17 protein-coding genes are annotated in these 20,224 nt (G+C 72.2%); 8 read left to right on the top strand and 9 right to left on the bottom strand.

Going from position 1 to position 20,224, the window contains the following annotated elements:
* Positions 1–97: 97 nt before the first annotated feature.
* Positions 98–553: a pentapeptide repeat-containing protein gene (locus ABZX11_RS14180; protein WP_354913087.1), complete on the bottom strand. Its 456-nt coding sequence runs from the start codon at positions 551–553 to the stop codon at positions 98–100.
* Between ABZX11_RS14180 and ABZX11_RS14175 the strand changes: the two genes are divergently transcribed.
* Both ABZX11_RS14175 and ABZX11_RS14170 read left to right on the top strand, forming a co-directional pair.
* Positions 552–1,055 carry a hypothetical protein gene (locus tag ABZX11_RS14175; RefSeq protein ID WP_354913085.1) on the top strand — a complete coding sequence of 168 codons (504 nt, stop codon included), beginning with the start codon at positions 552–554 and terminating at the stop codon, positions 1,053–1,055. The genes ABZX11_RS14180 and ABZX11_RS14175 overlap by 2 nt on opposite strands.
* A gap of 100 nt (positions 1,056–1,155) precedes the next feature.
* Entirely contained in the window at positions 1,156–2,376 is a 1,221-nt protein-coding gene (locus ABZX11_RS14170) for an acetyl-CoA C-acetyltransferase (RefSeq protein ID WP_354913083.1), read from the top strand.
* A gap of 48 nt (positions 2,377–2,424) precedes the next feature.
* Here the strand turns inward: ABZX11_RS14170 and ABZX11_RS14165 are convergent, their stop codons facing one another.
* The 3 genes from ABZX11_RS14165 to ABZX11_RS14155 form a co-directional block, all read right to left on the bottom strand.
* Positions 2,425–3,693, bottom strand: coding sequence for a YeeE/YedE family protein (locus ABZX11_RS14165; RefSeq protein ID WP_354913081.1), 1,269 nt, complete (start codon positions 3,691–3,693; stop codon positions 2,425–2,427).
* A gap of 153 nt (positions 3,694–3,846) precedes the next feature.
* Complete coding sequence (locus ABZX11_RS14160) at positions 3,847–4,587, bottom strand: hypothetical protein (protein WP_254897137.1); 741 nt, start codon at positions 4,585–4,587, stop codon at positions 3,847–3,849.
* 154 nt (positions 4,588–4,741) lie between these two features.
* Positions 4,742–5,575: a Bax inhibitor-1/YccA family protein gene (locus ABZX11_RS14155; protein WP_176174912.1), complete on the bottom strand. Its 834-nt coding sequence runs from the start codon at positions 5,573–5,575 to the stop codon at positions 4,742–4,744.
* Between the two features lie 318 nt (positions 5,576–5,893).
* Here ABZX11_RS14155 and ABZX11_RS14150 point away from each other — a divergent pair, with 318 nt between their 5' ends.
* From ABZX11_RS14150 to ABZX11_RS14135, 4 genes are all read left to right on the top strand, one after another.
* Positions 5,894–7,351, top strand: a complete 1,458-nt coding sequence (locus ABZX11_RS14150; RefSeq protein WP_354913079.1) for a hypothetical protein — start codon at positions 5,894–5,896, stop codon at positions 7,349–7,351.
* 4 nt (positions 7,352–7,355) lie between these two features.
* Positions 7,356–8,162: a class F sortase gene (locus tag ABZX11_RS14145; protein ID WP_354913077.1), complete on the top strand. Its 807-nt coding sequence runs from the start codon at positions 7,356–7,358 to the stop codon at positions 8,160–8,162.
* Between the two features lie 101 nt (positions 8,163–8,263).
* A complete protein-coding gene (locus ABZX11_RS14140; protein ID WP_176174909.1) occupies positions 8,264–10,258 on the top strand; it encodes an SDR family oxidoreductase in 1,995 nt (664 codons plus the stop codon).
* 105 nt (positions 10,259–10,363) lie between these two features.
* Positions 10,364–11,512 carry a cell division protein DivIVA gene (locus ABZX11_RS14135; protein ID WP_176174908.1) on the top strand — a complete coding sequence of 383 codons (1,149 nt, stop codon included), beginning with the start codon at positions 10,364–10,366 and terminating at the stop codon, positions 11,510–11,512.
* Positions 11,513–11,816: 304 nt separating this feature from the next.
* Here the strand turns inward: ABZX11_RS14135 and ABZX11_RS14130 are convergent, their stop codons facing one another.
* The gene (locus ABZX11_RS14130; protein ID WP_354913074.1) at positions 11,817–12,854 is read right to left on the bottom strand and encodes an IS110 family transposase; all 1,038 of its coding nucleotides are present in this window, start codon (positions 12,852–12,854) and stop codon (positions 11,817–11,819) included.
* A 367-nt stretch (positions 12,855–13,221) separates the two neighbouring features.
* Here ABZX11_RS14130 and ABZX11_RS14125 point away from each other — a divergent pair, with 367 nt between their 5' ends.
* Positions 13,222–14,133 carry an IS110 family transposase gene (locus ABZX11_RS14125; protein WP_354913072.1) on the top strand — a complete coding sequence of 304 codons (912 nt, stop codon included), beginning with the start codon at positions 13,222–13,224 and terminating at the stop codon, positions 14,131–14,133.
* A gap of 154 nt (positions 14,134–14,287) precedes the next feature.
* Here the strand turns inward: ABZX11_RS14125 and ABZX11_RS14120 are convergent, their stop codons facing one another.
* The 4 genes from ABZX11_RS14120 to ABZX11_RS14105 are packed head-to-tail and all read right to left on the bottom strand — an operon-like array spanning position 14,288 to position 16,797.
* Entirely contained in the window at positions 14,288–15,613 is a 1,326-nt protein-coding gene (locus tag ABZX11_RS14120; protein WP_176174907.1) for an amidase family protein, read from the bottom strand.
* Between the two features lie 47 nt (positions 15,614–15,660).
* Positions 15,661–16,263 (bottom strand): response regulator transcription factor, encoded by a 603-nt coding sequence (locus ABZX11_RS14115; protein ID WP_354913070.1) that lies wholly within the window; start codon positions 16,261–16,263, stop codon positions 15,661–15,663.
* Positions 16,264–16,309: 46 nt separating this feature from the next.
* Positions 16,310–16,555 (bottom strand): hypothetical protein, encoded by a 246-nt coding sequence (locus ABZX11_RS14110; protein ID WP_354913068.1) that lies wholly within the window; start codon positions 16,553–16,555, stop codon positions 16,310–16,312.
* Entirely contained in the window at positions 16,552–16,797 is a 246-nt protein-coding gene (locus tag ABZX11_RS14105) for a WXG100 family type VII secretion target (protein WP_176174904.1), read from the bottom strand. The genes ABZX11_RS14110 and ABZX11_RS14105 overlap by 4 nt, the downstream gene beginning before the upstream one ends.
* A 172-nt stretch (positions 16,798–16,969) precedes the next feature.
* Here ABZX11_RS14105 and ABZX11_RS14100 point away from each other — a divergent pair, with 172 nt between their 5' ends.
* Positions 16,970–20,224 carry a BTAD domain-containing putative transcriptional regulator gene (locus tag ABZX11_RS14100; RefSeq protein WP_354913066.1) on the top strand — a complete coding sequence of 1,085 codons (3,255 nt, stop codon included), beginning with the start codon at positions 16,970–16,972 and terminating at the stop codon, positions 20,222–20,224.

Raw genomic sequence — 20,224 nt, 5'->3', positions numbered from 1 at the left:
GTCCGTGGGCCCGCGGACGCCCAGTAGGCGGCCCGAGTGGTGATCATCGCCAGTTCACCTCCTGTGGCATGGCGACTGTCTCCTTGGTGCGACGATCCTATCGGCTCGCCGGTTGCCCGGGTTCGCCCTTTCGTGTCAATTCCGCACGGCCGGGACGGTCGGCGATCGGCCGTTCTTCCCAGCCCGGCGGCCACGTTCTCGGAAAGCCCCCGTCCGCTTCCGCGCCCGCGAGCCGGGCCGCGGACTTCGTGCCGAAATCGGCCGGACCTGCGAAGACGGCACCGTGGAAGCTTTCGCGCTCGCCGCCGAAAACGGTTCCGCGGAAATCGACGCGGTCGGCGAAACGAGCCTTGTTGAAGTCCGCTTTGGTGCGGAATTCGGTGCCGCGGAACGACGCCAGTTCGAGAAAAGTCGCGCCGTAGCAGGTGATCGAGCGGATCGTGCAGTGCGTGAGGGTCAGCCCGACCAGCTTCGCGCCGGAGAAGTCGAGGTCGGTGTCCGGCCAGAAGTCCCCGCTCGGCTGCTCGGCACGACCGCGGCGAAGGTGCAGCATGAGGATGCGCTGCGCGGCCGTTCCGGACCTGCAGCTCCTCCTTGTCCTTCTTGGGGTTGAACGGCATCCGCAGGTAGGCGCAGAAGACGTTGACGATCGTCTGCCGGTGCTCCGGGTGCCCGGCGGCGAGCCGTTCGAGCGCGTACAGCCCGGCCAGCCGGACCGGCGCCTTGTCGCTGCCGAGCTGGTCGGCGGCCTTGCCGTACATCTCGGTGATCCGGCGCTCGGTGGCGTCGTGGTCCTTCTGCACCAGCTCCAGCTCGGCCGACCGCTGCCGCCGGGCGGCGAGCAGCAGGGCGGCCGCGCCGCCGGTGCCGACGACGATGTTGGCGGCGGTCTTCAGCGCGTCCAGCCGGGCCGAGTCCTCCGGGCGGCCACCGCCGAGCAGCGTCAGCAGCACCGCCGCGGCGGCCCCGGCCGTCACCAGCAGCCCGGCGCCCCACAGCACGATCGTCCTGGTCCGCAGCACCCGTTCGAGGTCGTTCGGCACGGCACCGGATGATGCCAGTGTTGCCTTGGTCGCGTTCCGCTTTGACCGATGCGGCGGAGACGGCAGTATGGTGAGCAACCGCTTAGCACGCCGATACGAGGATGTGTCCGCCATGCCCGAAGCCGTCATCGTCTCCACCGCGCGCTCGCCGATCGGGCGCGCCAACAAGGGCTCGCTGGTCGGCATGCGGCCCGACGACCTGACGGTGCAGATGGTCCGCGCCGCCCTGGACAAGGTCCCGCAGCTCGACCCGGCCGACATCGACGACCTGATGCTGGGCTGCGGCCTGCCGGGCGGCGAGTCCGGGTTCAACATGGGCCGCGCGGTCGCCGTCGAGCTGGGCTACGACCACCTGCCCGGCTGCACCATCACCCGGTACTGCTCTTCGAGCTTGCAGACCACCCGGATGGCGTTCCACGCGATCAAGGCAGGCGAGGGCGACGTCTTCATCTCGGCCGGCGTCGAGACCGTCTCGCGGTTCGGCAAGGGCAGCTCGGACTCCTGGCCCGACACGCACAACCCGCTGTTCGCCGACGCCGAGGCGCGCACCAAGGCGACCGCCGAGTCCGGCACCGACACCTGGACCGACCCGCGCACCACCGGGGACGTCCCCGACGTCTACATCGCGATGGGCCAGACCGCGGAGAACCTGGCCCGGCTGAAGGGCGTCACGCGCGAGGAGATGGACGAGTTCGGCGTCCGTTCGCAGAACCTGGCCGAGAAGGCCATCGCGGACGGCTTCTGGGCCAAGGACATCACCCCGGTGACCCTGCCGGACGGCACGGTCGTGTCGAAGGACGACGGCCCGCGCGCCGGCGTGACCGTGGAAGGCGTCTCCGGCCTGAAGCCGGTGTTCCGCCCGGACGGCCGCGTCACGGCGGGCAACTGCTGCGCGCTCAACGACGGCGCGGCGGCGCTGGTGATCATGTCCGACACGAAGGCGCGTGAGCTGGGCCTGACGCCGCTGGCGCGGATCGTCTCCACCGGCGTCACCGGGCTTTCGCCGGAGATCATGGGCTACGGCCCGGTCGAGGCGTCCAAGCAGGCGCTTTCGCGCGCGGGGCTGTCGATCGGCGACATCGACCTGGTCGAGATCAACGAGGCGTTCGCGGCGCAGGTCATCCCGTCCTACCGCGACCTGGACATCGACCTGGACCGGCTGAACGTCAACGGCGGCGCGATCGCGGTCGGCCACCCGTTCGGCATGACCGGCGCCCGGATCACCTCGACCCTGATCAACTCCCTGCAGCACCACGACAAGCAGTTCGGCCTCGAGACGATGTGCGTCGGCGGTGGCCAGGGCATGGCGCTGATCATCGAGCGCCTTTCCTGACGTCGTGAAGCGAAGGCCCCCACCCGGCGCGGGTGGGGGCCTTCGTCGTCAGCAGACGCTGTCGGACGGCTCCGGGTTCGCCAGCCCGAACAGCGGCCGCAGCTTGAGGCCGATCCAGGTGCCGCCGAGGGCGAACACGCCCCACAGCCAGCCGTGCAGGCTGCCCGTGGAGATGCCGCCGAGGTAGGCGCCGATGTTGCAGCCGCCCGCCATGCGCGCGCCGACGCCCATCAGGACGCCGCCGAGGAGGGCGGCCACCGCGGTGCGCCACGGGATCGAGCTGTGGATCTTCCACGCGCCCGCGGCCGCGGCGGCCACCGCGGCGCCGATCATGATCCCGATGTCGGTCAGGCTGGTCTTGTCGCGCCAGATCGGGCCGGCCAGCGACGTCGCGTTGGCCTTCAGCCGCCAGAACTCCCACGTCTCCGGGTGCAGCCCGAAGACCTGCAGGATCTTGGCGCCCCAGAGCGCGAAGGCGCTGGTGATGCCCCAGATCCCGCCGGAGACGAGGAAGACCGCGGCGGCCAGCACGCCGAGCACGACGGCGCCGACGAGCATCGGCCACGAGCCGCGGAAGACCCGGGCGAAGCCACGGGCGGTCGGGACGACGTCGACCGGCGGCGGCGTCCGGCGGCGTTGCACCGCCCGGGTCACGAGGACGATCCCGGCGAGGACGGCGATGGTGATCGCCCACGAGCCGAACCAGCCGACGTGGTCGGCGAGCAGCACGCCCTTGAGCTCGGGCCAGCCGGACAGCACCGGGTACGCCCAGGTGTAGAGCACCGAGCCGGCGATGAACCCGCCGAGGGTGAGCACGATGGCGGACTGGCCGGAGCCGACGGCGAACAGCGTCCCGGACGCGCAGGCGCCGCCGAGCTGCATGCCGATCGCGAAGAGGGTCGCGCCGACGAAGAGGGCGAGGCCGAGCGCACCCGCGGCCGGCGCCGGCTTGCTGCCGAAGAGGCCGCTGCCGGTGCCCGCGATCAGCGCGATGAGCGTCGCGGCGGTGCCGAGCAGGACGGTGTGGGCGCGCAGCCCCTGCCCGTTGCCGACCGCGATCAGCTGCCGCCACGCCGAGGTGAAGCCGAACCGCGAGTGGAACAGCGCGAGCCCGAGCCCGAGGCCGAGCAGCAGCAGGACGCCGAACTTCGCGCCTTGGGTGGCCCAGACGTACCAGGTCAGGCCGGCCGCCAGCACACCGGCGACGGCCAGCGGGCCGATCTTGACCGGGTCCTCCGGCCGCGGCACCGGCGCGGCGCAGGACGTGGGGAATTCGAGGAACTTCTTTTCACCGATCGGGGATTCGGTCGTCGCCACCGGCTACTCCAGGCTCGGGCGGGCAGGACGATCAAAGCTAGATCGGGTGACGGTCCGGTCGCAGCCCGTCGCACAGTGTGGGACGAACGGAGCAATCCGGGTACGCAAAAGGCCCCCTCGCCGGCGCGGCGAAGGGGCCTTCGTGGACTTGCGCTATTCGTTCGTCTTGACGCACATCGTGGTCGCCGGCTCCGGGTAGACCGCGACGCGGGTGGCGTCGGTGCCTTCGCAGACGTTCTTGTCCGCCTGGCCCGTCACGACCTTGACGAGCTCGCCGTCCTTGGTCGGGTCGGTGCACGGGACCTTCAGGTAGCCCTTGGTCTGGGACGTGAAGTTCGCCAGGCAGTCGCCCTGCTTCGCGTTGATCATCAGGCACAGCTTGTACGAACTGCGGCCGCTGACCGAGTAGGTGTCGTAACCGGCGTCGGAGCCGCCGGGACAGGTGTCGGAAGCCGTCTCCAGCTTCTTGGCGATCTTGACGTTCGCCTTCGGGTCGTTGCAGTCGGCCTTCACCGGGTCGTCGCCGCCCTGGGTGAACTCGGTGATGGTGAGGCAGTCACCGGCGTTCGAGGTGGCAGGCGACTTCATGAACGAGACGATCCCGATGACCACGATCGCGACCAGCACGAGGGCGCCGATGCCGGCGAGGATCAGCCGGGGGCCCTTCGAGCGCTTCGGCGGGGCCGGCGGCGCGGGCGGGAAGCCCGGCTGGCCGGGCGGCGGGCCGAACTGACCCGGCTGGCCCTGCGGCGGCTGGCCGTACGGGCCCGGCTGGCCGTACGGCTGCTGCGGCTGGCCGTAAGGCTGCTGCGGCTGGCCGCCGGGAGGCGGTCCGTAGGGATCGGGCTGACCCACCGGCTGCTGGCCCCCGGGGGCCGGAGGGGGAACGCTCACTGTGAACCTCACACATGTGAAATGAGAACCGACCGGGTTATCAAACACGCAGGGTGAGCGTCGTCCGCAGCGGGGTCCCTGTATGCACTAATTACCCACAGAAAAGGCGCCCCGCCGATTACGGAGCGCCTTCACTGAGGGACTGTGAGCCAGGTTACTCGCGGAAGTACGAGAGCAACCGGAGGATCTCGAGGTACAGCCAGACCAGGGTGGTCATCAGGCCGAACGCGGTGTACCAGGCCCACTTCGACGGCATGCCTTCGCGGATCATCCGGTCCGCCTGGTCGAAGTCGAGCAGGAAGCTGAAGGCCGCGATGCCGATGCAGAGCAGGCTGAACAGGATGGCGATCGTGCCGCCGCCGCGCAGCGGGTTGAAGCCGAAGGCGAACGTGCTGATCAGGTTGAACAGCATCAGGATCGCGACGCCGACGGTGGCGCCGACGATCCACTTGGTCAGCTTCGGCGTGACCTTGACCGCGCCGGTCTTGTAGACGACCAGCATGCCGATGAACACGCCCGCCGTGCCGATGATCGCCTGCAGCGCGATGCCGGGGTAGATCGCCTCGAACACGCCGCTCAGCGCACCCAGGAACAGGCCTTCGGCCGCCGAGTACGTCAGCGTCAGCGCGCCACTGGGCTTCTGCTTGAAGATGATCACCAGCGAGATGACGAGGCCGACGACCAGGCCGCCGAGCATCGCGCCGATGAGCGCACCGGGGAGCCGGCCGGTCTCGGTGATCTGCACCTGGGCCCAGATCGCCGTGACCACCCCGACGAGCAGCGCGACGCCGAGGGACATCCCGGTCTTGACGACGACGTCGTCGACGGTCATCGGGCGGTCGCCCTCGCCCGACGCGGCCCGGCCCGGGCCGTACCCGGGCACGCCACCCTGGGGTTGGTTGAAGCCCACCGGGGGCCCGTACTGCCCGTATGTCTGGGTTCCGCCGCCGGGCAGGTTGCGGAACGCCGGGTTGCTACTGGAACGCACCTGATCCTCCTGGATCTGCTGCTTCGTGGATCATCGCTGCATCGGGTTCAACGACCGCCGCGGGCGCGGGGTTCCCGTCGAGTAAAGACGACTTTACTCGACGACGGCCGCGCTGCCTCGGACGACACGGTAAGCGACGAACGTCACGACCGTTCGGCGACAGCCACCCGAAGAGCGGTACACAGTTTCCTTCCGTGGCGCAACGCTCACCTGGCGTGCCCGGATCTTCACCGAACGCGCGTCGGGGATTTGATCAGTCGTGTGACCTGCAGATACGCGGAGCCGCTGCCGAGCGTGGCGACGAAGGAGCATTGACACATGGGGTGGTCAGCACGCCCACGCGCGGGTGTTCGCGCGCTCACCGGCCTCGTCGCCGCGGCCCTGCTCGGCACGCTGTCGGCGACCGCCGGCGCGCCCGCCGCCTCGGCCGCGAGCCAGGAGGGCATCGGGCACGACGTCGGCGGCCAGGCGGGCTTCGGCACGGTCTGGCTCGGTTCGTACCTCGTCGGCGGCCAGCAGGTGTTCTGCGTGAGCTTCCTGCTCAAGGCACCGGACACCGACGAGCAGTACAAGCCCGGCGACGAACTGCTCACGAAGTGGGGCACGAAGCTCCCGGCCGACCAGGCCGCGAACATCTCGTACCTGCTGCTGCGCTACGGCGACACCAAGAACGCGGACGAGGCGACCGCGCTCGCGCACCTGCTGCACTCGTGGACCGCGGCGCCGCGCACGCCGGACGACCTCAAGGCGGGCCTCCCCAAGGACAAGGTCGCCTACGACGCGCCGGGGCACCTGGCCGAGATGCGCAAGAACTTCGCGGCCGCGGCCGACGCCGTCGACCGGCTGAAGACGGAGGCCGAAGCCAACCGCGGCCCGTGGACCGCTTCGATGACCACGCCCAAGGGCGACCAGCACCTCGGCGAGGCGGCCGAGTGGACCGCCACCGTGAAGAACGCGCAGGGCAAGGGCATCCCGGACGTCCCGGTGAAGCTGACGGCGACCGACGCCACCCTCGGCGACGGGAAAGCCGACGCCGCCGAGGGCAACGCGAGCCCGCAGTCGGCGGCGAAGGACGTCACGCTGAAGACCGGCGCCGACGGCACCGTGACCGTGAAGCTGACCCCGACCGGCGAGAAGCCGAAGCTGGTGGCCTCGCTGACCGCACCCGCGGACCGGCCCTACGTCCGGCTGCCGGTCGACACCGGCGTGCAGCGGGTGGTCTCCACCGGCGGCGAGAAGGAGCTGACCGCGCAGGGCGTGGTCAACGTGGCCAAGCCCGGCAAGGTCCAGGTGACCAAGACGGACGCGAACACCGGCAACGGCGTCGGCGGCGCCGTCCTGCGGATCACCGGCAAGGACCGGACGTCGGCCGCGCTCGGCCAGGACGGCAAGCCGCTCGTCGGCGCGGACGGCAAGCCGGCGGTCGTCACCACCGACGGCAAGACCGGCGGCGTGACGGTCGAGAACCTCCGCGCGCCGCAGGAGATCTGCGTCGTCGAGGCGAGCCCGCCGCCGGGCTACACGAACGCCTTCGACCCGAACAACCCGCCGTCGGCGTGCGGCACCGTGCAGCCGGGCGAGACGCTCGCGCTGACCGTGTCGAACAAGCCGAACGAGGTCCCGCGCGCGATCCCGGCAGGCGACCAGCCGGTCGCGCAGGCCCGCGGGGTCGTCGAGACGAGCTGGTCCGTGCCGGGCCTGGCCGGGTTCGGCCTGCTCGTGCTGCTGACGGCGGGGCTGATCGGCGTCGCCGCACGGCGGGCGTCCCGGCGGTAACGGCGTGGGGGACCGCTGGCAGGGCGAGGACTGGTTCGTCGACGAGTGGCACCGGGGCACCGGCTGGGCCGCCCCCGACGACGAGCCGCCCCGCGACGAGTGGGATCCGCCCGCGCGGAAGCCCGGCCGGGGCCGGCTGCTGGTCGGCTTCGTGCTCGGCGCGGCCACGGTGCTCGCGGTGCAGTTCGGCGTCCCCGTGCTGAAGGCGCCGCCGGTGTCCGTCGTGGCCGGCACGGCGCTGCCCGCCGCGGGTGCGGCCGGAGCCGCGGCCGCGGTGCCGTCGCCATCCCCGGCGGCCACCGCCGCCACGGCTCCGGCCGCGCCCGCCGCGCAGACGCCGTCGTCGGCCGCGCAGACGCCGTCCCCGCCACCGCAGCCGCGGGGCACCGTCCGGCTGCCCGCCGGCGGGACGGCGACGCTGGTCCGCACGGACCTCGGGCCCGGCGGCGAGCTGCCGGTGCCCACCGACCTCGGGCAGGCGACGTGGTGGGGTGCGTCACTCGACGCGGCGAGCGGGGCGAGCGTGTTCGCCGGCCACGTGAACTGGCGGGGCGCGACCGGGCCGTTCGCCGAGCTGTGGACGGCCCGGATCGGCACCGACGTGACCATTGTGGACAGTGCGCGCCGGACGTGGCGGTACCGGATCTCGCAGCTGGTCACGGTGCACAAGAGCGACCTGCCGGCCCGCGCGGACGCGCTGTTCGGCCCGTCCGGCCCGCACCGCGTGGTGCTGGTGACGTGCGGGGGCCGCTGGGTCGGCGGATCGGACGGCTACGAGGAGAACCGCGTCGTCATCGCGGACCCGAGCTAAGTTACTCGTGGGTAACATCACGTTTCGGCACGGTGGTCCTGGGCAGCGCCATGCAGCAGAATGCCCAGGGTCAGTGCGGTGCGGCGAGAGGTGTGAGTGAGATGGCGACGTTCTTGGTGACCGGGGCGACCGGACTGATCGGGCGTCACTTCACCCGGTTGCTGCTCTCCCGCCCCGACGACGACCGGGTCGCGCTCGTGGTGCGCGCGTCCTCGCGGGCCAAGCTGGCCGCGCTGGTCGACCAGTGGCCGCACTCCGACCGCGTCACGCTCGTGACCGGGGACCTCGGCGAGCCGCTGCTCGGCGTGTCCGAAGCGGACCGCGAGCAGCTGCGCGGCAGCGTCGACCACATCGTGCACCTGGCCGCGCTCTACGACCTCACCGCCGACGACGAAGCCAGCATCAAGGCCAATGTGGACGGTACGCGGGCCGTCGTCGACCTCGCCGCGGACCTGCGCGCCGGCTGCCTGCACCACGTCTCGTCGGTCGCCGTCGCGGGCGACCACGAAGGCGTGTTCACCGAGGAGATGTTCGACGCCGGGCAGCGGCTGGTGACGCCGTACCACCGGACGAAGTTCGAAGCCGAGAAGATCGTCCGCGAGCAGACCGAGGTGCCGTGGCGGGTGTACCGGCCTGCCGTCGTCGTCGGGCACTCCGAGACCGGCGAAATGGACAAGATCGACGGCCCGTACTACCTCTTCCCGGCGATCAACCGGCTCGCCGGGCTGCCGGACGTGCTGCCGATCGTCGGCCCCGACCTGGGTGACACGAACATCGTGCCGGTCGACTACGTCGCCAAGGCGCTGCTGGAGCTGGTGGTCAAGCCGGGGCTGGACGGGCACGCCTTCCACCTGGTCAACCCGGAGCCGCAGCCGGTCGTCTCGGTGTACAACGCCTTCGCGCGGGCCGCGGGCGCGCCGACGATCACCGTGCAGCTGGGCGAGGGCCTCTCGAAGCGGATCGTCGGGCTGGTCAAGCTGACCGAGCACATCCCCGGCGTCACCATCGCGCGCGACGCGGTGATGGAGCGGTTCGGCATCCCGCCGGTGCTGCTGGACACGATGGCGTTCCCGTCGGTGTTCTCCTCGGCCGAGACGCGCAAGGCGCTGGCCGGCACCGTCGAGGTCCCGCGGCTCGAGGAGTACGCGCCGACGCTGTGGCGCTACTGGCGCGAGCACCTCGACCCGTTCCGCGCGCGCAAGCACGGCCCGCGCGGCGAGCTGGACGGCCGCCGCGTGATCATCACCGGCGCGTCGTCGGGCATCGGCCGCGCGACCGCGCTGAAGGTGGCGGCCGCGGGCGGCGTCCCGCTGCTCGTCGCGCGCCGCCGGCACGAGCTGGAAGAGGTCCGCGACGAGATCGTGGCCGCCGGCGGCACGGCGTCGGTGTACCCGGCCGACCTGACCGACGAGGACTCGGTGCACAAGGCCGTCGACGCGATGCTGGCCGAGCACGGCCGGATCGACATGCTGGTCAACAACGCCGGCCGGTCGATCCGCCGGTCGATCAAGCTGTCGTACGACCGGATGCACGACTACGAGCGCGCGATGGCGATCAACTACTTCGGCGCGGTCCGGCTGATCCTCGCGGTGCTGCCGCACATGTCGGAGCGGAAGTTCGGGCACATCGTGAACGTGTCGTCGATCGGCGTCCAGGGCATCGCGCCGCGCTTCTCGGCGTACGCGGCGTCGAAGGCGGCGCTGGACTACTTCTCGCGCATCGCGGCGACCGAGACCCACGGCGACGGGATCACCTTCACCACCATCCACATGCCGCTGGTGCGCACGCCGATGATCCGGCCGACGAAGATCTACGACGCGTTCCCGACGAAGTCGCCGGAGCAGGCGGCGGACATGGTGATGAAGGCGCTCGTCGAGCGGCCGAAGCACATCGGCACCCCGGCGGGGCAGGCGATCGGGCTGGCCTACACGCTCACGCCGGGCCTGACCGACGCGATCGCGTACCAGGGTTACCGGATCTTCCCGGATTCGACCGCGGCGGGCGGTTCGGGCGAACTCAAGATCGGACGTGGCGAGAAACACCTGTCCCGCGCGGCGATGACGCTGGCCCGGCTTTCGCGCGGGTTCCACTGGTAACTGAGCGTTTCTCGGGTGCGGCCGTTCCGGCGACACCGCGACACGTGTTGGTGATTCGTGAAGCCGGAGGGCGGAGGCGGCGGGTGCCCGGGTACGGTCGGGCCCATGGTTCCTGAGCGCGACCCCGCCGCAACCGCCCTCAACGGCCTCCTCCCCCTCCGTCGTGAGTACACCCAGGCTTGGCACGGTTTCGACCGCAACGAGGTGCGGCAGTACCTCGACCACATCGAAGCCCAGCTGCGCCGGGTCCTCAGCGAACGCGACGCCGCCGCCGCGCAGGCCGCCGCCGCGACCCGCGAGGCCGAGACCGTGCGGCAGCAGGTCGCGGCGCTGGAAGCGCGCATCGAAGAGCTGAAGAAGCCGCCGGAGCGGCTCGAGGACCTCGACGAGCGCATGCAGCGCACGGTGACCCTCGCGCAGGCCCGCGCCGACGAGATCATCAAGCGCGCCGAGGTGGCCGCGGAGAAGACGTGGGCGTCCTCGACGGAGGCGTCGACGAAGCTGCGCGAGCGGTACTCGAAGCTGGTCGCGGAGCTGGACAAGCAGGCCGACCTGCTGCACTCCGAGCACGAGAACGCGCTGGCGGAGACGCGCGCCGAGGTCCAGCGGCTGACGATCGAGGCGGCCCAGCGGCGCGAGCTGCTGGACAACGAGGCCGAGCGCAAGCGCCGGAAGCTGGAGCGCGAGTTCGAGGCGTCCCAGGCGGCCCAGAAGGCGGCGCTGGAGAAGCACATCGCGGACCAGCGCACGGCGAGCAAGAACCAGGCGGAGCGCCGGATCGCCGAGGCGACGGCGGAGGCGAAGCGCCGTCTCGACGAGGCGACGGCCGAGGCCAAGCGCCGTCTCGACGAGGCGACCACCCAGGCGGCCCAGCGCACGACGGCGGCCAACCGCAAGGTCGAGCGGCTGGCGGAGATCCGGGAGCAGGCGCGCAAGAGCCTGGCGCTGGCCGAGGACATCCTCAACCGCAGCGAGACGCAGCTGGCGACGCTGCCGGAGGAGGCGGTGATCCCGCAGGCATCGAAGCTGGTCGGCGGCGACGCGGAGTCGGCGACCACGCCGTCGGCGCCGGTCGTGCCGGTGGTGCAGCCGTCGATCCCGAAGTCGGCTCCGAAACCGGCGCCGAAGCCGGCCCCGCAGGCCGCCAAGCCGGCGAACTCGAACGGCCCGGCAACCAAGCCGGCGAACGGCAACGGCGCGAACGGCAACGCGGCGAAGCCGCTCTCGCCGACGGGGAGCAAGCCGGGCGCCTGAGCCACCGAACATCCGTGAAGGCCGCGTCGCGGGACTCCTGGGTCCCCGGCGCGGCCTTCATCGCGTGAGGAGCCTCCAGCCGAGCGCGCGCTGCGAAGCCCACAACCCGCGCGCGAGTGGAGGGGCCCATTACCTTTTTCCTGGCTCCCGACCAGGGAGTTGTGGTCACTAGGCCTGGCATGACTTGCGCCGCCAGTCGAACCCATGATCCGGGGGGGTGGTGTCACCGGGTCTGGTGGCATCGACCGACCGCTGAATAGGGACACGGCCACCGCCGGGTAGGTCTCGATGCCCCTATTGTTCGTCAAGCAGCTTGTTGTGCTGGTGGAGGCAGCGGATCGGGCGCGGTGATGACCCGGTAGAGCTCACGGGCGATGTAGCGTTTGAGGCATCGGACGGCTTCACGTTTGGTCTTGCCCTCTCGGACACGTCGGTCGATGTAGTCGCGGGTGCGTCGGTCCCAGCGCAGGCGGACCAGCACGATGCTGCGCAGAGCAGAGTTGGCTTGGCGGTCGCCGCCACGGTTGAGGCGATGGCGTTGTGTCCTGCCTGAGGATGCTTCCACCGGGCTGACGCCGCAGAGCGCGGCGAAGGACGCTTCGCTTCGCAGGCGATCGGGGTTGTCACCGGTGGCGATGAGCAGGGTGGCGGCCGTGTCGGGTCCGACCCCGTACGTCTCGAGCATGTCGGGGTTGTGGCCGGCCAGAACCGTGGCGGTCTGAGCGTTGAGGTCGGCGATCTCCTGGTTGAGCCGGTCAATCCTGCGCGCGAGCAGGCGCAACGTGAACCGGGCAGCCGTAGCGGTGTCGCAGGGTGTGGTGGGCGCCCAGTCGATGCACCGCTGCACGAGCTTGGCGGTGCTGAAGTCGCGCAGCTCGTCGCGCAGCGCGGGATCGGCCGAGACCAGGACGGCCTTGAGCTGGTTGATGGCCTGGGTTCGGGACTTGACGGCCGAGGTCTTGGCGAGCTTGAACATGCGCAGCATCTCTACTGGCCCGTGGCCTGCCTTGGCCAGGGCGTTGGCCTGCCCGTTCAGCACGGATCGGGCGGCGGACTCGGCGTCGATGGTGTCGTTTTTGCCGCGGCGCCGGCGGGTGGCCTTGTCGGGCTGGTTGACTTCGAACACCTCGATGTCATTGGCTGCCAGGTGGCGGGCGAGCGCGGCTCCGTAGGAGCCCGTGCACTCCACGCCCGCCCGGCGCACGACACCGAACCCGCGGGCCCACTTCACCAGAGCCTGATACCCGGCTCGCGTGGTCGGAAATGCCTTGCTCGCCAGGAGCACTCCCAGCGCGGTGATGATGGCGGCGACGTGGAAGTCCTTGTGGGTGTCGACTCCCACGATCACCTCCTGGCCGCAGCGATCCAGAGGCCGGGAAGAAGGAGGGGTGCTCGGCACGGTCTGCTGACTCCTGCTCTGATCGAGAACGCCGGTGGCTGGCCGACGCCGGACCGATCAGGCGGTCAGGACTGTGAAGATGCGCAGTGCGGCAAAGCCCCTATCGGGACACGCCCCACCAGCCCGGCGGCAGCAAGCACCGCCCCGGAACCGAGGCCGACAGATCGAGACAAGGACACATCGGTCAGTCGTAACGCGGGTCAGGCCGCAGCCCGGGGCGGCACACCTTGATCATCACAGTCGTAACGTGGGTGCCGGCGCTCGATGCCTGACCGGATGACCACGAGGCGGCGAACGAACGGCAAGGTGGATGAGCAGCACTTTCAGCGTGTTCCTCGGCCTGGGCCCCGACGGCAACCGGCTGCACGACGCCCCGCTGCCCAACACCGAACCCAAACTGCGAGCCCTGTTCGACAAGCTCGCCGCGCACGGACCGCTGCTGGTCGTGGTCGACCAGCCGGCCACGATCGGGGTGTTGCCGGTCGCGGTCGCCCGTGCCGCCGGGCACCAGGTCGCCTACCTGCCCGGCCTGGCGATGCGCCGCATCGCCGACCTCTACCCCGGCCGCGCCAAAACCGACGCCCGGGACGCGTTCGTCATCGCCGACGCCGCCCGCTCCCTGCCCCACACCCTGCGACCCGTGGATGTCGGCGACGACGCCCTGGCCGAACTGGAGGTGCTGGTCGGGTTCGACGACGACCTCGCCGGCGAAGCCACCCGCATCAGCAACCGCATCCGCGGCCTGCTCACCGGCATCCACCCAGCTCTCGAGCACGCCATCGGGCCGCGGATCAGCCACCCGGCGGTGCTGGAAATCCTCTCCCGCTGCGGCGGACCGACCGGCATCGCCAAAGCCGGCCGCCGCAAACTCACCGCCATCGCCAAGGTCCACGCGCCGCGCATCGGCGACAAACCGGTCGAGGCGATCATGGCCGCCCTCGCCGAGCAGACGGTCACCGTCCCGGGCACCGCCGCTGCGGACACAGTCTTGCCGCGGTTGGCCGACAGCTTGAAAGCGGTTCTCCTGCAGCGGAAACAGGTTGCTGAGCAGGTCGAGGGGATACTTGATGCGCACCCTCTTGCCGGGGTCCTGACTTCGATGCCCGGCATCGGGGTCAGGACCGCCGCCCTCATCTGCCCGGCCCGCCGCCGCTGCGACGTCCTCTACGCGATGCTCCGCAACGGCGCCCACTATCGCCAACCCGCTCCCGCCGCGGCTTGACAACCACATAGGACACCCCCCGGTTTTTACGCTACCGGCAGGCACCGACAGTTTCCGGCGCCCGTGAGCAGCGCGCTTTCAGTTGTGCACAGCTGTGCGGGCGCCTTCCGCGGCCGCGGCCCGGAGATCGAACCGCTGCTGGCCGGCCGAGGTCTCAGTTGCGGGCCGTGCGGGGCCACGGGTTCGCCGCTTCCAGCTGGGCCGCCAAGCCCAGCAGCAGCGATTCCCCACCCGGCCGAGCCACCAGCTGCACCGAAGTCGGTAACCCGGACACCACCGAACGACCCGCCGGGACCGTGATCGCCGGATAGCCCGCGAAGTTCCACTGACCGGTGAAGCCCGCCAGCCGCGTCGACGGCAGGACGTTCGCCAGCCACCCCCGCTCGTGCCAGCGCCCGGCCTTCACCGGCCAGTGCGACAGCGTCGGCGTCAGCAGCACCTCGTGCGACGCGAAGAACTCCTCCGCCCGTTCCACCCACCGATCACGCGTCCGCGGGCGGAGCAGCCCGGCCCGCTCGACCAGGCGCCCCGCTCGGACGTGCGCGCGCGTGCGGCGCTGCAGTCGCGAGGCGTCGAATTCGCGGGCCTGGACCGCCGGGCCCGCGAGCCAGCGGGCCGTCATGCCCAGGACCATCGTCGCCGGGTAGCGGGGTGCGGCCGGGTCGATTGCGTGGCCCGCCGCCGCCAGGTGGCCCGCCGCCGTCGAGACCGCCGCCACCAGCTCCTTCGGGACCGGGGTGCGCAGCAGCGGCACCGTCGTCGTCATGCCGATGCGGACCGGAGACGGCGGAGCCACCGAAGCCAGCGAAGGCGCGTCGGCCAGCACCGAGAGCAGCAGCGCCGTGTCGGCGACCGTCGTGGCCAGCGGGCCGTGGACCGACATGCCGAACCAGCCGCCCTCCGCCAGCAGGTCCGCGCCCGGCTTCAGCCCCACCAGGCCGCACATCGCCGCCGGGAGGCGGACCGAGCCCATGCCGTCCGAGCCGTGGGCCAGCGGGACCAGCCCGGCCGCCACCGCCGCCGCGCTGCCGCCCGAGGAGCCGCCCGCCGCGTACGTCGGGTCCCAGGGGTTGCGGGCGATGCCGTCCGGGGTGTCGCTCATCGGCCAGATGCACAGCTCCGGCACCCGGGTCAGCCCGACGAGCACCGCGCCCGCCGCGCGCAGCCGGGCCGCGATCACACCGTCCGCGTCCGCCCGGGTGGCGGGGCCCGCCAGCGAACCGTGCGACGCGTACTCGCCGGCCACCTCCGTGACGTCCTTGACCGCGACCGGCACCCCGGCGAGGGGCAGCGACGCGAGATCCGGCCGCGCGGCGACCTCCGCGGCCTCCTTGAGCGCCTCCTCGGCGCGCACCCGCCGGAAGGCGCCGATGACGCCGTCCGCCGCGGCGATCCGCTCGAGGGCCTCCTCGGTGACCTGGACCGGATCGAGCTGCCCGGCGCGGACGGAGGCCGCGATCTCCACTGCCGTGAGCACCATGATCGGACCCTAGCCCACGAAAAGGTGACAGTGGCAAAGAAAACGTCTCAGATGGCGCCGGCCCGCAGTGCATAGGCGACAGCGTGGGCGCGGTTGTTCAAGCCGCAGCGCGTCATGAGCCCGTAGAGGACGTTCTTCACGGTCCGCTCCGAGTAGCACAGCTTCGCGGCGATCTCCTCGGTGCCGAAGCCCTCGGCGACCAGCCGCAGCACGTCGCACTCGCGGGCCGCCAGCCCGGACAGCGTGAGACCGTTCGGCTCCAGGACGTCCTTGCGCATCCGCTGCACCTGCGCCAGCAGCGCGCCCTGCAGCCGCGGCGGCAGGTTGGCCGTGCCGTCACCCGCGGCGAGCACCGCCGTGACCAGCTCGGCACCCCCGGTTTCGCGGCGCGGCAGGATCGCCACCACGCCGCACTCCAGCGCCGCCATCAGGTCGCTTTCGCGGAAGTGCTCGACGACCAGCACGACGTGGGACGCCTTGGCCGCCCGGATCTCGCCGAGGACGCTCTCGGTGACGTGGTCCTCCATCACCAGCAGCACGTCCGGCACGAGGTCGGTCAGCCGGACGTCGGGATGGTTGTCCAGCAGGCTCACCGCGCCGGCGTGCGTGATCGGGTCCGAGGCGAGGACGCTCACTTCGACGGGCTTCATGGTGGCAGTGTGGACGGCCCGTCTTCACGCCTTCCCTATTCCGTCTTCACGCCCGTGAAGACAGCTCCCCGAACGCCGCCCGCGCCCGCTCCAGGCACCCGGGCATCCGCCCGGCCGCGCGGGTCCAGTCGCGCTTGGCGCGCCAGTACGCCTCTTGCGCCTCCGGGGGCCAGCCCGCCAATTCCGGCTCGACCCGGGCCTCCAGGTCGGCCAGCAGGGCACCGAGGTCGCCGGTGATGGTGCCCATCCGGTCGAGCACCAGGTCGGCGAAGCTGAAGTCGAGGCGGGTCACGGCAGGCGCGGCCGGGGCATCGTGCCGCCGGTCGTCTCCAGCAGCTCCGCCAGCCGCGACAGGATGACGTCGAACTCCTGCTCCCAGTCGCTCATCGCCTGGCCGAACCGCACCGAAGCCTCCCCGCGCCACGACGCCTGCACCGTCGCCATCTCGCTGTTGACGTCACGCAGGCGGGACCGGGCACCATCGAGGGCGGACGCGAAACAGGCGGCGGCCCGCTGCATGTCTTCGGTCGGCATCCGGGGCTCCTCTCCGGCCCCCGAGGGTGACGCACGCGGTGGCGGCGCGGAACCCCGCGCCGGGGGCCTTGCCCGAATGTCCGCCATCCTTGCCTGCCGGTTCACGACGTCCGCGTATGCTCACGGCAGGCATCCGGCGCGTGACGATTCGTTCACGCACGAAGGGAGACCGATGTCGGCCGCGGACGGCTCCGCACCGAGACTCCAGCTGCTCGGCCCCCTCAAGGCCTGGCAAGGCGAAACGGAGCTGGACCTCGGTTCCGCGCACCGCCGCACGGTCCTCGCCGCGCTGGCGATGCACCCGAACCGCACGGTCTCGCGCGAAGAGCTGATCGACGCCGTCTGGGGCGACGCGCCGCCGCAGAGCGCGCAGGGCTCCATCTACACCTACGTCTCCGGGCTGCGGCGCGCGCTGGAACCCGGCCGGGCCAAGGGTGAAGGCCCGCAGCTGCTCGCGTCGATCGGGTCCGGCTACTCACTGCGCCTCGACGCCGAAGCGATCGACGTCCACCGCTTCGAAGCCTTGCGGGAGCAGGCGCAACGCCAGTACGCCGCCGGTGACCTCCGCGGGGCCCGCGAAGCCTTTGACGAGGCGTTGGCGCTCTGGCACGGCGTCCCGCTGTCCGGCCTGCCCGGGCCGTTCGCCGCCGCCCAGCGGGCCCGGCTCACCGAAGTGCGGCTGGCGACCGTCGAGCGGCGCGCCGAAGTCGTGCTGGACTCGGGCGGGCACACCGAGCTCGTCGCCGAACTGACCGCGCTGACCCGCGAACACCCGTTCCGCGAAACGCTGCGCGGGCTGCTCATGCGGGCCCTGGTCCAGGCCGGGCGGCGGACCGAGGCGATCGCGGTCTACGCCGACGTCCGCGACCGGCTCGTCGAGTCCTCGGGCACCGAACCCGGCCCGGCCCTGCGGCGGCTGCACGACGAACTGCTGGAGAAGCCCGCCCCGGCACCGGAACCGCGGCCGGCGGCGCCCGTCCGGGCCGCGCCGCGGGTGCCGGCCGCGGCGCTGCCGGAGCGGGCGGAGATCTTCGTCGGCCGGGAGGCGGAACTCGACCGGCTGCACGAAGCCGTGGTCGGCCTCGGCACCGGGGCGGGCCGGTCGGTGTGGCTGGACGGCGAGCCAGGCAGCGGCCGGACCGCGCTGCTCGCCGAGGTCCTCGCCGCGGCGCGCGACTTCCACCCGGCCTTCGCCGCCGCCGACGCGCTGGACCAGCGGTTCGCCCTGCGGCCGCTGCTCGACGCGCTGGGCGTGCACCCGCGCGCCACCGACCCCCGCCGGGCCGCGCTGGCCGCGCGGCTGGCCGGACAGCCCGGCGAGGACCCCGTCGACGACGTGCTCGGGCTGGTCCGGGAGCTGTGCGCGGAGGCGCCGCTCGTGCTCGTGGTCGACGACCTGCAGTGGGCCGACGACGCGACGCTGCGCGTCTGGCGCTACCTGAGCCGGGAGACGCGCCGGCTGCCGCTGCTGCTGGTCGGGGCGTGCCGGCCGGTACCCCGCCCGGCCGCGCTCGACGACCTGCTCGACAACGATGACATCAGCGTCCTGTCGCTGCCGCCGCTGGCCGAGGACGAGACGCACGAGCTGGCCGCCCAGCTGGCAGGCGCACCACCCGGGCCCGGGCTGCAGCAGCTGGTCTCCTACGGGGCCGGCAACCCCCGCTACGTCCGGGAGATCGTCGAAACGCTGCTCGCGCAGTCGATGATCGTGCTCGACGGCGTCCACGCGCACCTGGACGGCAACTCGTGCCAGACGATCCCGTCGCCGCTCGGTGCGCGGATCACACAGTTCCTGAGCTTCCTCTCCAGCGGGACCCGCGACACGCTGCGCTGGGCCGCGCTGCTGGGCCGCGAGTTCTCCCCGGCCGACATCGCCGTCGCCACCGAGCGGCCCCCGACGGCGCTGGTCGGCGCGATCGACGAGGCGATCGCGTCCGGGGTGCTCGTCGAATCGGGCGCCCGGCTGGCGTTCCGGCACCCGCTCGTGCGCCGGGTGCTCTACGAAAAGTCGCCCGCCGCGATGCGGGTCGCGCTGCACCGCCAGCTGGCCGAGGCCTTCGCCGCCGCCGGCGCGCCCGCGGAACGCGTCGCCGAGCAGCTCGCGGCCGCGCCCGCGCAGGTGGACCCGTGGGTCACCGGGTGGCTGCTGGAGCACATCGGCACGGTCGCCACCGAGGCCCCGCGGACCGCGGTGGACCTGCTGCGCCACGCCGTCACCCAGGGCACGCTGCCGCCGGACGCGCGGGAGACGCTGACCGCGACGCTGGCGCGGCTGCTGTTCTGGCTCGGCCGGGAGCCCGAAGCCGAGGCCCGCTCGGTGGTCGCGCGCACGTCCGACAGCAGGCGCGCGGCCGAAATGCGCTGGATCCTGGCCTACGTCTACTACCGCCGCGGTGACTTCGCCGAGGCGACCGCCGAGCTGAAGCGGACGCTCGACGACGCCGACGTGCCGGAGATGTGGCGCGGGCGCCACGAGTCGCTGCTGGCCACGCTGGAGAAGCTGGGCGAGGAGACGGCGCTGGCGCCCGCCGGGCTGCACCCGCTCGACGACGCGGCACTGGCCGTGCCGAACCTCGACAGCCTCGACGACGCCGCCGAGCCGCTGGACGCCGCCCGCCGGATCGCCGCGACGCGCGCGGTGCCGGGCGAGATGCACCTGGCCGGCGCGGTGCACTACTACTGGCTGGGCCGCTGGCCGGAGGCACTTGCCGAGCTGGACGCGGTGATCCGCGGCGGCGCCGAGACAGCGTCCTACGTGCTGCGCAGCCCGGGTTCGGCGTTGCTGGTCCACGGCGTCGGCGCGCTGATCGCCGGTCACCGCGGCGAACCGGGCCAGGCCCGCACCCACCTCGACGCGGCCGACCGGCAGCAGTGGCCGCCGGGCCTCGAGCCCGACGGCGGCGACTTCCTGCTCGCGGCCCGTGCCCTGCTGGCCGAGCAGGAGGGCAGGCCGGAGGCGGCGCTGACGGCGTTGCTGCCGCTGCTGGAGGACACCTACCCGCCGGCGGCCCGCCACCAGTGGCTGCCGGACCTGGTCCGCCTCGCGCTGCAGCTCGGCGACCGCGACCGCCTGCAGGACGCCCTGCGCCTGCTGGAGCCGGCGGGCGACGTCCCGCCCGCCCACGCGGCCGCCGCCGCGCACTGCCGGGGCCTGGCGACCGGGGATCCGCGGCCGGTCCTGACCGCGGCCGGGCACTACCGCGCGGCCGGCCGGGTGCTCAAGCACGCGAAGGCCACCGAGGACGCGGCGATCCTGCTGGCGGAGTCGGGCGAGCTGGCCGACGCCCGCACGGCGTTCCGGGGCGCGCTGACCGCGTACACCGAGATGGGCGCGGTGTGGGACGTCCGGCGCGCCGAGGCCCGGATGGGGCCGTTCGGCATCCGGCGGGCGCCTTCGGTGCGTTCGCGGGCCGTCGCGGGCGAATGA

The organism is Amycolatopsis sp. NPDC004169 (assembly GCF_040610315.1).
In the GTDB taxonomy this organism is placed as follows: Bacteria; Actinomycetota; Actinomycetes; order Mycobacteriales; family Pseudonocardiaceae; genus Amycolatopsis.
This window is presented reverse-complemented; position numbering and strand designations above follow the sequence as displayed.

Bases quoted from the DNA above. Each gene is read 5' to 3' on its own strand.
- ABZX11_RS14105 (WP_176174904.1), bottom strand. From the start codon at position 16,797: ATGCCGACCGAAGACATGCAGCGGGCCGCCGCCTGTTTCGCGTCCGCC.
- ABZX11_RS14180 (WP_354913087.1), bottom strand. From the start codon at position 553: ATGCTGCACCTTCGCCGCGGTCGTGCCGAGCAGCCGAGCGGGGACTTC.
- ABZX11_RS14150 (WP_354913079.1), top strand. From the start codon at position 5,894: ATGGGGTGGTCAGCACGCCCACGCGCGGGTGTTCGCGCGCTCACCGGC.
- ABZX11_RS14140 (WP_176174909.1), top strand. From the start codon at position 8,264: ATGGCGACGTTCTTGGTGACCGGGGCGACCGGACTGATCGGGCGTCAC.
- ABZX11_RS14170 (WP_354913083.1), top strand. From the start codon at position 1,156: ATGCCCGAAGCCGTCATCGTCTCCACCGCGCGCTCGCCGATCGGGCGC.
- ABZX11_RS14135 (WP_176174908.1), top strand. From the start codon at position 10,364: ATGGTTCCTGAGCGCGACCCCGCCGCAACCGCCCTCAACGGCCTCCTC.
- ABZX11_RS14115 (WP_354913070.1), bottom strand. From the start codon at position 16,263: ATGAAGCCCGTCGAAGTGAGCGTCCTCGCCTCGGACCCGATCACGCAC.
- ABZX11_RS14120 (WP_176174907.1), bottom strand. From the start codon at position 15,613: ATGGTGCTCACGGCAGTGGAGATCGCGGCCTCCGTCCGCGCCGGGCAG.
- ABZX11_RS14100 (WP_354913066.1), top strand. From the start codon at position 16,970: ATGTCGGCCGCGGACGGCTCCGCACCGAGACTCCAGCTGCTCGGCCCC.
- ABZX11_RS14175 (WP_354913085.1), top strand. From the start codon at position 552: ATGAGGATGCGCTGCGCGGCCGTTCCGGACCTGCAGCTCCTCCTTGTC.
- ABZX11_RS14125 (WP_354913072.1), top strand. From the start codon at position 13,222: ATGAGCAGCACTTTCAGCGTGTTCCTCGGCCTGGGCCCCGACGGCAAC.